The following is a 14,295-nucleotide window of genomic DNA, read 5'->3' as shown; positions in this document are numbered from 1 at the left end:
TGTTATTGTTTTTTTCTTGTGCTTTTCGATAGGGATTGATACAACAAAGGACTTTTATTTTTTCAATCTATTTGATCTCATGGCTGATTCAAAAAAATCTAACGCTCACCAACAAGACGTTGCCGCTGGTGCTGCAACACATACAATTGTCGTCAAACTAGGTACTAGCGTGCTAACTGGTGGCACACTAAAACTTGACCGTGCTCACATGGTTGAGTTGGTGCGCCAATGCGCAATGTTACGTAGTCAAGGCCATAAAATTATCATTGTTACGTCTGGCGCAATTGCTGCTGGTCGTGAGCATTTAGGTTACCCCGAACTCCCCAAAACCATGGCAAGTAAGCAACTACTTGCCGCTGTTGGACAAGGCCGCTTAATTCAAGAGTGGGAAACCTTGTTTGGCATTTATGGGATTAACATTGGTCAAATGTTATTAACTCGCGCTGATTTAAACGATCGCGAACGTTATTTAAATGCCCGCGATATGTTAGTGGCACTATTAGATAATGGTATTGTCCCCGTTGTTAACGAAAACGATGCGGTAGCAACCACTGAAATTAAAGTGGGTGATAACGATAATCTCTCTGCATTAGTAGGTATTTTGGGTGGTGCTGACAAACTATTATTAATGACTGATCAAGTGGGTTTATTTACCGCTGATCCTCGTAGTAATCCTGATGCTGAATTAATTCATGAAGTGCATACCATTGATGATAAGTTACGTAAGTTAGCGGGTGGTACGGTTGGTGGATTAGGTACTGGTGGTATGGCGACCAAGTTACAAGCAGCTGAAGTAGCTTGTCGGGCGGGTATTGAAGTAATTATCGCAGCGGGACGTCGGGTTGATGTGATTATTGATCTTGCTGCAGGTAAAGCGGTGGGAACGCGTTTTCTTCCTTTAGAATCCCCTCTTGAAGGGCGTAAACAATGGATTCTTGCGGGTCCACCGCCAGCTGGTGATATTGTGATTGATGATGGTGCTGTAATCGCGGTGCAGCAAAAAGGCAGTAGTTTACTGGCTAAAGGTATCACCCAAGTTAAAGGTACATTTGAGCGTGGTGAAGTCGTTCGAATTTTTGATAGAAAAAATGTATTACTAGCACGGGGTATTAGCCGTTATTCAAGTGATGACATGGTTAAAATCGCGGGTAAGCATAGCCATGACATTCATCAGGTTTTAGGTTATGAATACGGCCATGCTGCCATTCACCGTGATGATATGGTTGTTATTTAATTGCAGTGATTATTCACATTAAGCACTTATCAATCAGTGAATTCGAATTTAAGTAAGGAATTATTGTGAATCTTGAAATAATGGGACAAGCAGCGCAACAAGCTGCGTTTGAATTAGCGACGACAGCTACGGCAGTAAAAAATACCGCATTGGCGATTATTGCAGATGAATTAGAAGCAAACCAAGCAGTGATTCTTGCGGCAAATAAACAAGATACTGATGCTGCGATTGCGAGTGGTATGTCTGATGCGTTAATCGATCGTTTATTACTTAATGATGAACGTATTCGCGCTATTGCCAATGATGTTCGTAATGTTATCAACTTAAATGATCCTGTTGGTGCTGAACTTGACAGCCGTGTACTTGAAAATGGTATGCGTTTAAGCCGCCGTCGAGTACCGCTAGGTGTTATTGGTGTGATTTATGAAGCACGACCTAATGTGACTATAGATATCGCTGCGTTATGCCTTAAAACAGGCAATGCGAGTATTTTGCGTGGTGGTCGTGAGACTTTCCATTCGAATATGGCGTTAGTTAAAGTGATTCAATCTGCGTTAGCCAAAGCCGGTTTACCCGCAGCGTCTGTGCAATATATCGAACAGCCGGATCGTGAATATGTATCGCAGCTACTAAAGCTTGATCAATATGTTGATATGATCATTCCTCGTGGTGGTGCTGGTTTACATAAAATGTGCAAAGAAAATAGCACTATTCCTGTGATCATTGGTGGTTTTGGTATTAGCCACATGTATGTTGATGAAAGTGCGGATCTGTCGCGTTCATTAGATGTGGTTGAAAATGCAAAAGTACAACGTCCTTCTGCATGTAATTCACTGGATACATTATTGGTTAATGAACACGTTGCAGCAACGTTCTTATCACGTTTAGTTGAGCGGATGAATAAAGCTCAAGTAACATTAGTTGCTGATGATGCGGCATTTAATTTATTTGAAGGTAAAGCAAGTTTATTACGTAAAGCGGAAGCGGGTGATTTTGATACTGAATGGTTAAGTTATACTTTAGGCGTTAAAGTGGTTGCTGATGTAGATGAAGCTATTTTTCATATGCGTAAACATAATGCCAGTCATTCAGATGCCATTTTAACTAATAATTTGCAAGCCGCTGAGCGATTTGTTAATGCGGCAGGTTCCGCAGCAGTATATGTTAATGCATCTACCCGTTTTACTGATGGTGCGCAATTTGGCTTAGGTGCAGAAGTTGCGGTATCAACGCAAAAATTGCATGCACGCGGCCCGATGGGGTTAGAAGAACTGACCAGTTATAAATGGGTTGGTATTGCTGATTATCTAAGCCGTCCATAATAAAAGACGCGAGTTGAATAATACTCAAAAATTATGGATATCAGACGATGATAAACATAAAAAAGCTGCTACAAAATGGCAGCTTTTTTATTGTGTAAAATAATGAGTTAAGGGTTTAAATTGCTTGTTTAAGCTTGGCTAACCCATAAGCGGCAATGGTGACGCTATCTTTTAATTCACCGTTAATGATCATGGCTTCAAATTCAGTAATAGAAAAAGATTGGCTAATGAGATCTTCTTCTTCAATGTCTCGATGTTGCTCTGATGCTGGGTGTAATTGGGTCGCTAAATAAATATGGCAAGTTTGGTTTAAAAAGCCATAAGCGATAAATTGGCTACCTAGGTAGACCATATTATCTGCGATTAATCCTGTTTCTTCTTGCAGTTCTCCTTTCGCAAGATCAAGGTGATCCGCATCAGGATTTGCTTCCCACGCTCCTTGTGGAATTTCCCAACATCGTTGCTGAATGCTATAACGAAACTGCTGAACTAAGTGAATACGACCGTTATCAATCGCCAAAATAGCGGCACAATCAGGCTTATCTACCACCCCATAAATACCTTCGGCACCACTTTGACGCTGGATTTTATCTTCTCGTACCGTCATCCATTTATTTTGATAAACAATGCGGCTGTCTAATGTTTTTATATCAGTCATTTTTATCCTGCGCGTTATTGCTGTTGTGATTGTCACTATTATCCGAGTGTTCTGATTGTTGAGGATCATCTTGTGGTGGTTGAGGCGGTTGGCGTTTTTTCAGTCCTGCTCGCATATAAGCCGTGTACTTTAATGCGGCAATATTACTGGCAATAACGGCAATAATAATCACGCAGATAACCCAAGGATTAAAAAACCATTCCATACTCACCTCCTAGTGATAATATTTATTCAACTTACCAACCGCGATTTATGCAATTGATCGTGAACCACAAACTACGTAGATAGAATATCAATAATAAGGGTTGGCTGCGATGATTAACGCATCACAACAATGCATAATTATCTATCAAATATTGCATGATTAGCTGTTCAATGATGTTAGCTAAACAGCTATTTTTATGGAGAAAGATGATCAGTGATTATAAAATGTTACTTAGGATACGCTGATACATTGTCGTTAGCTTTTCAAGATCAGAGACTTTAACGCATTCGTTCACTTTATGAATAGTTGCATTAACTGGTCCAAGTTCAACTACTTGAGCACCAGTACATGCGATAAAACGCCCATCTGATGTGCCACCGGTGGTCAGTAATTGTGGTGGAGTATGATTAATTTCAGTAATAGCCTCTACAACGGCATCAACTAATGTACCACTGTCGGTTAAAAATGGGTGACCGCTTAAGGTCCATTTTAAATCGTAGTCGAGATCATGCGCGTCAAGAATTGAATGGACGCGACGTTTAATATCAACATCGGTTAATTCTGTGCTGAAACGGAAATTAAACTGCACCTCAAATTGACCCGGTATGACATTTGATGCACCAGTTCCTGCTGCGACATTAGGAATTTGAAAGCTGGTTGGCGGGAAGAAGTCGTTACCGTTATCCCAATGGGTTGTGGCTAATTCAGCCAATGCGGGTAATGCTTTATGGATGGGGTTATTGGCTAAATGCGGGTAGGCAACATGACCTTGAATGCCCTTAACAATCAGATCGCCCGTGATTGATCCACGACGACCATTTTTAACAATGTCACCAACGGCATGGGTACTTGATGGCTCACCAACAATACACATGTCTATTTTTTCATTACGGGCTTCAAGTGTATCAATAACACGGGTGGTGCCATTTATAAATGGACCTTCTTCATCTGAGGTGATGAGCAGTGCAATCGAACCACTATGATTTGGATTTTTTGCGATGAAACGTTCAATCGCAATGATCATACAGGCGAGTGAACCTTTCATATCAGCAGCACCACGTCCGTGCAAATAGCCATCAATAATCGTTGGTTCAAAAGGGTGGGTATGCCATTGGTTTACTGGACCTGATGGCACAACATCAGTATGACCTGCAAACACAAATAACGGCGCTTGGGTGCCACGACGAGCCCATAAATTCGTAGTATCTTCAAACACCATCGTTTCAATAATAAATCCTAGCGCCTGTAATCGCTTGATCATTACAGTTTGGCAACCCGCGTCTTCAGGTGTCACTGAAGGGCGAGACATTAAGTCTTTTGCTAGTGTAATAACGGGACTGTCTGACATCCTTGTATCCTTGTTATTTAGTAAGAAAAATAGCGTTATATTGGTCAGGTTTGAAACCTAAGTAGTAATTATTATTATGCTGTAATAACGGGCGCTTAATCATTGCGGGTTGTTCTAGCATTAATTGTAACGCTGTTTCACGGTTTAAGTCGGCTTTTTGTTCTGCGGTTAATTGGCGGAAAGTCGTGCCACGTTTATTGACCATCGCTTCCCAACCTAAGGCGGCTTCAAAGGTTTCTAATAACGCAAGATCAATACCATCGATACGGTAATCATGAAATTGGTAAGCAATATTTTCGGTTGCTAACCATTGCTTCATTTTTTTAATGGTATCGCAATTTTTTATACCGTAAGCAATTGTATTCATATTATGACTGCTTTTTTTTATAGTAAGTAAGGTGTCTTTTATAGCGAGATTATTAACTTATCGCAACCGTTGTACTTTTATTTGGTGTTACTTACGGTAACGTATTCGAACGATAATTATAATAATAACGTGATCAAGTTCACTTTTATTTGTATCTATAATGATGAAACCGAATGTCTCGTTGATCAAACGCAACACCCTAATACGAGAAGGGGCAATAATAGGCATAGTATATTATGGAGGCCCCAATGGAACTGAATCCAGTTTTTGCTCGTAGACTTTACTTGGCATTACTTGTTGAGCATACGGAACGTCCTAATGTTCCTCGCTTGATCGAACAAACAGGTTGGCCCCGACGGACAATTCAAGATGTATTAAAAGCCTTACCTGGGCTAGGTATTGAATTGACTTTTATTCAAGATGGGCGACGTCATAATGATGGTTATTATAAATTAAGTGACTGGGGACCGTTTGACCTGCAATGGGTTGAATTGCGAGAGCAGGATTTGATTACGTCTTTAGCGTTGTAAGCTAGAACTATCATAATGATTAAATACCGCAGTGTGTTTATTACTGCGGTTTTTTATTGTCTTAATAACCTAAGGTTTGTAAATAAAGTACCGTAGCTGCTGTACGTGATTTGACTTGCAGTTTGCGTAATAAGCTTTTCATGTGCACTTTGACTGTTGCTTCTGAAATAAACAGTGAGTCAGCAATAACTTTATTACTATGACCTTTTGCAACTTCTTGTAGTATTTGATTTTCCCGCTCGGTTAAGCTCGAAAATACTGTATTTTCAGTACTGGTGTTGTTGAGAAATTCAACGACTGCACTACTGTATGCTTTCGTGCCAGTTAAGGCCGTTTTTAATAATGCGACCAGTTCATCTGGCTCGGTATCTTTAAGTAAATAACCATCAGCGCCTGCGTCGAGAAGCATTTTAATATCAGCATGATTATCAGAAACGGTAAGGATCACAATACAGGCATCTATGCCTTCATTGCGCAATGTAATCAGGGTATCTAAACCTGAAATACCTTTCATGTTGAGATCTAACAAGATTAGATCTGCTGGCATTTTATGAGCAAGTGCAATTGCTTCGTTACCATTGCTGGCTTCACTAATGACATCAAACTCAGCATCAAAACTCAATAATTGTCCAATACCTCTACGCATTAATGGATGATCATCAACGATCATTACTTTCCAAGGTGTCATATTTATTTTCCTATAATAATGCGAATTGTAATTTAACTTGACTGCCAACACCGATTTGAGAATGGATGATTAATTCCCCTTTTAAGCGAGAGGTACGCTCTTGCATGATATTTAAGCCATAGTGATTAAGTTTTGAGTTTGAAGGATCAAATCCGATCCCATCATCAGTAATTTCAACATTAATAATGCCGTGTTGCTGGTGGCAATGAATTTGAATTTGGTTGGCATCAGCATGCTTAATTGCGTTGAGTACGGCTTCACGAATAATTTGTAATAGATGGACTTGGTTATGTGCAATTAGTGCCATTGAGGGTAACTGGTTATTAATACTAAATGTCGCAGAGGTTTGCTCTCGCAATGGTGCGAGTAATTGATTGAGAGCTTCACTAAAATCAGCTTCTTTGATAGTTAATCTAAACGTGCTTAATAATTCGCGTAATTGGGTATAAGCATTTGATAACTCTTCATCAATGGTTTGTACCGTTTGTTGTTGGTTATCATTAATATTGGTGGCAAGTTGGCGCTTCAATAATGTTAATTGAATTTTTAGATATGATAATGATTGTGCTAGAGAGTCATGTAATTCACGAGCAATCGTCGCGCGTTCTTCCATTAATAATAATTGTTCAGTTTGTTTCTGTGCACGGTTGTAATAAATACCACGACTTAAAATATTGGCGATATTTTCTATTAAAGCCAGATCAGGACAAGGTAATTGGTATTGCCACCATAGCTGTCCCATTATTTCATCATCAATTAATAATGACTGTTGATGCCACGTTGTTGATTGGTACTCACCAACAGTAATTTCAGTCGTGGTGCCATTAGCCTCTTCAATAATTAGTTTGGCTGCAGTTAAGCCATCAATCGCAATTAATGTTTCTAACATTTGTTGAAAATGGTGGTGAGTTAAACGACTGACTGATAGCTGTTGTGAGCAGTTATATAATACTTTAAGTGATTCATTTGCATGACGTAAACGGTGTGTTTTTTCTCGAACACTATGTTCTAAATCCGCATAAAACTTATTTAAATCTGCTGCCATTTGAGTAAATGTACGCGCAAGAATACCTAATTCATTATTACTATTATTATTGATGGTTAATGAAAATTGGTGCTGTTTAATTCGTTTACATCCTGCCATTAATTGATTGAGCGGTACCACTATTTGACGCTGTGTAAAGTGAATCGTAAATAACACCACCATCAAAATAAGTAATAAACCTACCGCACTAATAAGCGCTAAAAGATGTAATTTGTTTTCGGATGATTGTTGTAATTCAAAGACAAATTGATCGATACGTTCTACAAAAGGGGCGACTTGAATTAAATAGCCATCTTTATCTATTTGATCTAATTCTGAACGTACCGCCTGCCATGTTAAGAGTAATTCAGTGTAATGGTGTTGTATTTTTTGAGGGGTATACCAACGATGTAATTCCTGCATTGTTGGCGATGTCAGTGATTGATCAAACTCAATAGTATGAGGATTAAGTAATGGAGATTGAGTTTCTATATCAAAGGCTAATCGATAACTTTGCATTCTTAATGAGCCAGCAGTGTTGATTGCCGCAGCATCGTTAAGGCTCGAAACTAGCATACATAACGCTAAGCTAGTTGTTGTTGCAACTAAAAATAGAATTGTAACCATCGAACGGCCAATGGTAGTGGTAACAGAATTTACTTTTTGGTGCTGCATTAATGATAAACCACCTAATATATGAAAAGTTATGAGTAAAAATGAGATTTAACCGCTATACATAAATAGAGATGAGCGTCATTTATGATGTTGTGAGTGATTATGCGATCAAATTATAAAAAATCAGAGATTATCCGTGGCGTTTTTTTGATCTAGAACAAGAAATAGGGTTAATTACCCCTTAATGGGTATGTTCGTAGTTATGACTATATTTAAAAATAACGTAAAAGAAAATTAATAGAAAGTGAATGGCTATCAACAAAGTGATTTGTTGTCATTAATAGGTAAGCATAAGGAGTTGGCAGTGATTAATCGTTCACGTCGAGGTTTTTTGACGCGTAAGCAGCCCTCTCAACAACAACGTTTGCCTTGGATAAAGGACGAAAACACTTTTATTGATCATTGTTTGCGTTGCAGTGCTTGTGTTGATGCTTGTCAAACAAAGGTGATTGTAAAAGGTGATGGTGGCTTTCCGGTGGTGGATTTTCATCATGGGGAAGGTGAGTGCAGTTTTTGTTATCAATGTGCAGATATATGCCCTGAACCTTTATTTGAACCACAGCACCAGCTGCCATGGACACAAGTCGCTACCATTAATTCATCTTGTATCGCATTGAAAAACATTGAATGTCGTAGTTGCGGCGATCAATGTGAAACACAAGCAATTACCTTTTCTTTGCAAGTGGCAAAAGTTGCCCAGCCCGTTATTAATCAGGCTAATTGTAGTGGCTGTGGTGCGTGTATAAATGGTTGTCCTGTGGCTGCGATTGAAATGATAACGCCTTAAATTTAAAAAATTATTAGAGAGTAAACATGACATTAAATGAAGTGCATACCTCAAGCCTTATCGTTCACGTTAAGCCACAATATTTAGCAACGATTAGCCAACAAATTTTAGCGATACCAAATACAGAAATCCCTGCGACAAGTGAAGAAGGTAAAATTATCGTAGTACTTGAGACTGAGAACCAAGGCTACGTAACGGATGCAATTGATAAAATTAATAATTTAGACCATGTGTTAATCACTTTTTTGGTCTATCACCATATTGAGTATTACGATACACACGCTGAGGGTAAGCTATGAAAATGACAAGAAGAGCATTTGTGAAAGCAAATGCTGCAGCATCCGCTGCTGCGGTAGCGGGTATTTCGTTACCAGCATCAGCGACGAATTTAATTGTGAGTTCTGATGAAACTGAAATTAAATGGGATAAAGCGCCTTGTCGTTTTTGTGGTACGGGTTGTTCGGTTTTAGTCGGAACTAAAAATGGACGAGTAGTCGCAACGCAAGGTGATCCACAATCACCGGTGAACAAAGGTCTCAATTGTATTAAAGGCTATTTTTTATCGAAAATAATGTACGGTAAAGATCGTTTACAAACGCCATTATTACGCATGAAAGATGGCGAGTATCATAAAGAAGGTGAATTTACCCCAGTGTCATGGGATCACGCCTTTGATGTGATGGCTGAAAAGTGGAAAGCGGCATTGAAGAAGCAAGGTCCATCGGGTGTGGGTATGTTTGGTTCTGGTCAATGGACTGTTATGGAAGGCTATGCTGCTTCTAAAATGATGAAGGCAGGCTTCCGTTCAAACAATATTGATCCTAATGCGCGTCACTGTATGGCATCAGCAGTGGTTGGTTTTATTCGTACCTTTGGTATTGATGAACCCATGGGATGTTACGATGATTTTGAACATGCGGATGTGTTTGTGCTTTGGGGCTCAAACATGGCTGAAATGCACCCTGTATTGTGGACACGACTGACTGATCGTCGTTTGAGTCATCCTCATGTCAAAGTGAATGTGTTATCGACCTATGAGCACCGCTCGTTTGAATTAGCTGATAACGGCATGATTTTCCACCCGCAAACTGATTTAGCTATCGCGAATTATATTGCGCATTACATTATTGAAAATGATGCGGTTAATTGGGATTTTGTTAATAAACATACCCACTTTAAGCGTGCTCAAACGGATATTGGTTACGGTTTACGTGATGATAATCCATTACAAAAGCAAGCGGCAAACCCTAACTCTGGCGAATTATTCCCAATGACATTTGAGGAATACAAAGCATCAGTAGCGGAATATACCCTTGAAAAAGCGTCACAAATGTCTGGGGTCGAACCTGAAAAATTAGTTGAATTAGCCAAATACTATGCTGATCCTAACCTTAAAGTAACGTCACTGTGGACCATGGGAATGAACCAACATACCCGTGGTGTGTGGATGCAAAGTTTAGTTTATAACTTGCATTTATTAACGGGTAAAATTTCAACACCAGGTAATAGTCCGTTTTCATTAACAGGTCAGCCTTCTGCGTGTGGTACTGCCCGTGAAGTGGGTACATTTGCTCACCGCTTACCTGCTGATTTAGTTGTGACTAATCCTAAGCACCGTGCTATTGCTGAAAATATTTGGAAGCTACCAGAAGGTACGATCCCACCAAAACCGGGTTATCACGCCGTGCAGCAAGATCGAATGCTGAATGACGGAAAACTAAATGCTTATTGGGTAATGTGTAATAACAATATGCAAGCTGGCCCAAATATTAATCAAGAACGTTTACCAGGCTACCGTCATCCCGATAACTTTATCGTCTGTTCTGACCCTTATCCAACGGTTACTGCTCAAGCGTCTGATTTGATTCTACCGACTGCAATGTGGGTTGAAAAAGAAGGTGCTTACGGTAATGCTGAACGTCGTACGCAAGTTTGGTATCAGCAAGTTAAAGCGCCGGGTGAGGCTAAATCTGATCTATGGCAGATCATGGAGTTCTCTAAGCGCTTTAAAGTTGAAGAAGTGTGGGATGAAGCATTACTTAATAAGATGCCTCAGTACCGCGGTAAAACAATGTACGATATTTTGTTCCTTAACGGCCACGTTGATAAGTACCCATTAACCGAAGCGCAGCCATTAAATGATGATGCACAAGCACAAGGTTATTACGTTCAAAAAGGCTTATTTGAAGAATATGCCAGTTTTGGCCGTGGTCATGGACACGATCTAGCCCCTTATGAGGTTTACCATAAAGTACGTGGTTTACGTTGGCCTGTGGTTGATGGCAAAGAGACTCAGTGGCGTTTTAAAGAAGGCACTGATCCCTATGCTAAAAAAGGATCTGGTTGGGACTTTTATGGTAAACCTGACGGTAAAGCATTCATTATCTCAGCACCTTATGAAGCACCACCAGAAGTGCCAGATAAAGATTACGATATGTGGCTATGCACTGGACGCGTGCTTGAACATTGGCACACAGGCACCATGACGCGTCGTGTTCCTGAATTATATAAAGCCGTACCTGATGCGTGGTGTTATATCAATCCAGAAGATGCAAAAAAACGAAATCTTCGTCGTGGTGATGAAGTGTTATTAGCTTCTCGTCGTGGTGAAGTACGTTGTCGAGTAGAAACCCGTGGTCGTAATCGTCCTCCTGTTGGACTCGTTTTCGTACCGTTTTTCGATGCTAATATTTTAGTTAATAAGTTGATCTTGGATGCGACGGATCCATTGTCGAAACAGACAGATTTTAAAAAATGTCCGATTAAGATCACCAAGATCTAATCCATTAATTCAGTGAACGACAGTGGTCGTTCACTGTGACTAGAATATGCCTAGAGACGGAGAACAGCATGAAACGATTATTTTTTGCAGCATTAGTTGCAGGGTTGATGCTTAGCGGTATTGCACATAGTGACGATAACAATGTAGCAGCAACAACTGAAGCTGCCACGACAACAGCGAATATTACTGCTGCAGCTAAATTAGACAATCCCGGTGGTATTGGTGGGCTTGAGTCATTACGTGGTCTTGCTGAAATAGAAGCAACTCGCCCAGCAGATCTGATGAAACGTTACCCTCGAGATCAAGGGGTAATTGATAGTGATTATGTTTACCAACCGCCATTAATTCCACATACCATTCGCCATTATGAAGTGTCACTTAACGCCAATAAATGTCTTGCGTGTCATAGTTGGAAAAATGCCAAAGAGATGGGCGCAACTAAGATCAGTGTGACCCATTACGTGTCACCACAACAAGGTCAAGTATTGTCTGATGTATCGCCAAGCCGTTATTTTTGTTTGCAGTGCCATGTGCCTCAAGCCGACGCTAAGCCATTAGTTGAGAATGATTTTAAACGTGTAAGCGCATTACGTTAATCGTGACTGAGTAGTAAAAGGGTTTATCTATGAAGTGGTTAAAAACATTTTGGTTACGGCTAAAAACACCCAGTAAAGTTGCGGTTGGATTAGTGCTTTTTATGGGATTTATGGGTGGGTTATTATTCTGGGGCGGGTTTAATACCGTGATGGAAAAAACCAACTCAGAAGAATTTTGCGCTGGATGTCATGCGCCAATCGTTAAAGAAATTCAAGAAACAATTCACTTTTCAAATCGTTCAGGTGTCAGAGCTATTTGTTCAGATTGTCACGTACCTCATAATTGGACCGATAAAATTGTCCGTAAAGTACAGGCATCAAAAGAAATCTTTGCACATATGATGGGTACGATTGATACGCCTGAAAAATTCAATGCTCGTCGTGGTCATCTTGCGGAACGAGAATGGCAACGTATGAAAAATAATGACTCTCAAGAATGTCGTAATTGTCACCAGTTCAACTATATGGATTTTTCTGAGCAAGCCCCTCGTAGTGCAAAACAGCACTCAACCGCATTAGCATCGGGTGATAAAACCTGTGTTGATTGCCATAAAGGGATTGCCCATAAGTTACCCGATATGAAAGATGTAGCTGGATGGCAATAAGCTAAGGAGAAACGATGAGTACGCTAGAATCGGTAATTTGGCATACGCTGGGTTATATCGCGATGCCAATGATTATTTTGTCTGGTTTTGTGGCTGTAGCTGCGGTAAGTGTGTGGCTATTGTCGTTAGGTAAAGATAAAAAATTGGATTAAATAGTCATAACAGTCTGATCGTCAAGCCATGGCTGCCATAGTTAACACTAAGGCGGCCATGGCTTTTTGTTATGCTTATTGTGGTTAGTGAATCAGTTGCTGGTGGATGTATCGTGTATTAATTGTTGGTCGATTAATAATGTTCTAAATTGTTGTGCTCGTTTACGGTTAACCCCAAAATCAGAATAGCCGCTGCGAGATATAGATCTTACTTGGAGCTGCTGGGCTTGTTGTTTCACTTCAAAATCGTCAATAAATCCAAACACCGCACTGCGAACTTCAATATGAAAATAATGGTCATCCTGCTCGATCAGTTTTGCCCCTGGTAATGTTTGAGCAATAGCAACAATATCGGACCATTTTTGTATACCTTTAGCAGTAAGGGTAAAAGGGGCTAGCTTAAATTTTGCACGCTGTTCAAGCGTGGATACACAATGGGATTTATTATCGCATGGTGTGTCTATTTGACGCTGCCATGGCGTTGATTGTGGATCAGCACAGCCACTGATTAATCCACTTAATGCGGTTATAAAGCCAATAATCTTCATATTTTTTCTCATCATAGTAGGCTGCCATACACTAAATAAGCACCAAAACCAATCCAAGAGATAATAACAATACCCCATGGTAACCAATGTTGCTTGTAGATAAGTTGTGGGGCTGGCAGCGAAATATCGATAGTTTCTGATTGATTATTTTTAGTTTGGGTATTTTTTTTCTTTAATTTATCACGCTCTCTGGCTTTGGCTTTTTGTTGTTTCTTATATAGCTCAATACCTTTCTGAATTCCTTGTGCGATCAGTTTTGTTTGTTCTTTAGTTTGACCTTCTTTTTGCGTGGCCTTCGCAACCCGTAATGCTTCTATTTGTGTTTCTGCTGAAGGGGTTGCATTTTTTTTTATGGTCGTCATACGCACTAGTGACCTTATTGATGAATGATAAATAAGAGTGATTATATCTGATTACTTCATTTTAGCAGCAGTGTTACTGTATGTGTGGCTGTTGTTATTTATGTTGGAATTTATATATTTATAGTTTTTTGTATGAAAATTCCAGTTTTAGATGAATATAGTATTAATGCTATGTTCATATTGTAACTTTATGATTAGAAAGAATTTACTTGTCTATTTTTACGTGATGAATTGGTTAATAAATGACCACATCTTGTTGGTTTTAGATCAAAAAACGTGACTTACATGGCAATATGCATAAATGAAAAGTGCGGTATTCCACAAAAACAACGCTTAAATAGTACTAAATATGCATTGATCGATTAGAGTCGAAATAAGCCATCGTATATTGATGTTATCTAGATTGATGTGT

General features: G+C 39.6%; 17 protein-coding genes. 9 read left to right on the top strand and 8 right to left on the bottom strand.

What is annotated here, in order from left to right; genetic code table 11:
* Positions 1–79: 79 nt before the first annotated feature.
* Positions 80–1,234, top strand: coding sequence for a glutamate 5-kinase (proB, locus tag CIK00_RS02455; protein ID WP_167388490.1), 1,155 nt, complete (start codon positions 80–82; stop codon positions 1,232–1,234).
* Positions 1,235–1,299: 65 nt separating this feature from the next.
* Positions 1,300–2,556, top strand: a complete 1,257-nt coding sequence (locus CIK00_RS02450; protein ID WP_101767331.1) for a glutamate-5-semialdehyde dehydrogenase — start codon at positions 1,300–1,302, stop codon at positions 2,554–2,556.
* Between the two features lie 115 nt (positions 2,557–2,671).
* Here the strand turns inward: CIK00_RS02450 and CIK00_RS02445 are convergent, their stop codons facing one another.
* The 4 genes from CIK00_RS02445 to CIK00_RS02430 form a co-directional block, all read right to left on the bottom strand.
* Entirely contained in the window at positions 2,672–3,214 is a 543-nt protein-coding gene (locus tag CIK00_RS02445; RefSeq protein WP_101767330.1) for an NUDIX domain-containing protein, read from the bottom strand.
* Entirely contained in the window at positions 3,207–3,419 is a 213-nt protein-coding gene (locus CIK00_RS02440) for a DUF2897 family protein (RefSeq protein WP_101767329.1), read from the bottom strand. Before CIK00_RS02440 ends, CIK00_RS02445 begins: the two co-directional genes overlap by 8 nt.
* Before the next feature lie 217 nt (positions 3,420–3,636).
* A complete protein-coding gene (gene dapE / locus CIK00_RS02435; protein ID WP_101767328.1) occupies positions 3,637–4,767 on the bottom strand; it encodes a succinyl-diaminopimelate desuccinylase in 1,131 nt (376 codons plus the stop codon).
* Between the two features lie 13 nt (positions 4,768–4,780).
* Positions 4,781–5,134, bottom strand: a complete 354-nt coding sequence (locus CIK00_RS02430) for an ArsC family reductase (protein WP_101767327.1) — start codon at positions 5,132–5,134, stop codon at positions 4,781–4,783.
* Between the two features lie 248 nt (positions 5,135–5,382).
* Between CIK00_RS02430 and CIK00_RS02425 the strand changes: the two genes are divergently transcribed.
* On the top strand, positions 5,383–5,664 hold the full coding sequence (locus tag CIK00_RS02425; protein ID WP_101767326.1) for a winged helix-turn-helix domain-containing protein: 282 nt from the start codon (positions 5,383–5,385) through the stop codon (positions 5,662–5,664).
* A 61-nt stretch (positions 5,665–5,725) separates the two neighbouring features.
* On the opposite strand, the gene CIK00_RS02420 is transcribed toward CIK00_RS02425, so the two are convergent.
* Both CIK00_RS02420 and narQ read right to left on the bottom strand, forming a co-directional pair.
* A complete protein-coding gene (locus CIK00_RS02420) occupies positions 5,726–6,352 on the bottom strand; it encodes a response regulator (protein WP_101767325.1) in 627 nt (208 codons plus the stop codon).
* A gap of 10 nt (positions 6,353–6,362) precedes the next feature.
* Entirely contained in the window at positions 6,363–8,051 is a 1,689-nt protein-coding gene (gene narQ, locus CIK00_RS02415) for a nitrate/nitrite two-component system sensor histidine kinase NarQ (RefSeq protein ID WP_101767324.1), read from the bottom strand.
* Positions 8,052–8,355: 304 nt separating this feature from the next.
* On the opposite strand from narQ, the gene napF reads away from it, so the two are divergent.
* The 6 genes from napF to CIK00_RS02385 all read left to right on the top strand — a co-directional run bounded on the left by napF (position 8,356) and on the right by CIK00_RS02385 (position 12,973).
* A complete protein-coding gene (napF, locus tag CIK00_RS02410; protein ID WP_101767323.1) occupies positions 8,356–8,838 on the top strand; it encodes a ferredoxin-type protein NapF in 483 nt (160 codons plus the stop codon).
* A gap of 26 nt (positions 8,839–8,864) precedes the next feature.
* A complete protein-coding gene (locus tag CIK00_RS02405) occupies positions 8,865–9,137 on the top strand; it encodes a chaperone NapD (RefSeq protein ID WP_101767322.1) in 273 nt (90 codons plus the stop codon).
* Complete coding sequence (napA, locus tag CIK00_RS02400; RefSeq protein ID WP_101767321.1) at positions 9,134–11,620, top strand: periplasmic nitrate reductase subunit alpha; 2,487 nt, start codon at positions 9,134–9,136, stop codon at positions 11,618–11,620. The genes CIK00_RS02405 and napA overlap by 4 nt, the downstream gene beginning before the upstream one ends.
* A gap of 68 nt (positions 11,621–11,688) precedes the next feature.
* Positions 11,689–12,216: a nitrate reductase cytochrome c-type subunit gene (locus tag CIK00_RS02395; protein WP_101767320.1), complete on the top strand. Its 528-nt coding sequence runs from the start codon at positions 11,689–11,691 to the stop codon at positions 12,214–12,216.
* 29 nt (positions 12,217–12,245) lie between these two features.
* Positions 12,246–12,821, top strand: a complete 576-nt coding sequence (locus CIK00_RS02390) for a NapC/NirT family cytochrome c (RefSeq protein ID WP_101767319.1) — start codon at positions 12,246–12,248, stop codon at positions 12,819–12,821.
* A gap of 14 nt (positions 12,822–12,835) precedes the next feature.
* Entirely contained in the window at positions 12,836–12,973 is a 138-nt protein-coding gene (locus CIK00_RS02385) for a TIGR02808 family protein (RefSeq protein ID WP_065193058.1), read from the top strand.
* Positions 12,974–13,065: 92 nt separating this feature from the next.
* Here CIK00_RS02385 and CIK00_RS02380 read toward each other — a convergent pair whose 3' ends face one another.
* A complete protein-coding gene (locus CIK00_RS02380; RefSeq protein ID WP_232576872.1) occupies positions 13,066–13,536 on the bottom strand; it encodes a DUF1499 domain-containing protein in 471 nt (156 codons plus the stop codon).
* Positions 13,533–13,883: a DUF2956 domain-containing protein gene (locus CIK00_RS02375; RefSeq protein WP_101767318.1), complete on the bottom strand. Its 351-nt coding sequence runs from the start codon at positions 13,881–13,883 to the stop codon at positions 13,533–13,535. The genes CIK00_RS02380 and CIK00_RS02375 overlap by 4 nt, the downstream gene beginning before the upstream one ends.
* Positions 13,884–14,295: the final 412 nt, after the last annotated feature.

The sequence above is a fragment of the Photobacterium carnosum genome (assembly GCF_002849605.1).
Taxonomy (GTDB): Bacteria; Pseudomonadota; Gammaproteobacteria; order Enterobacterales; family Vibrionaceae; genus Photobacterium; species Photobacterium carnosum.
The sequence above is the reverse complement of the archived record's forward strand: the minus strand, read 5'-3'. Positions and strand labels throughout refer to the sequence as shown.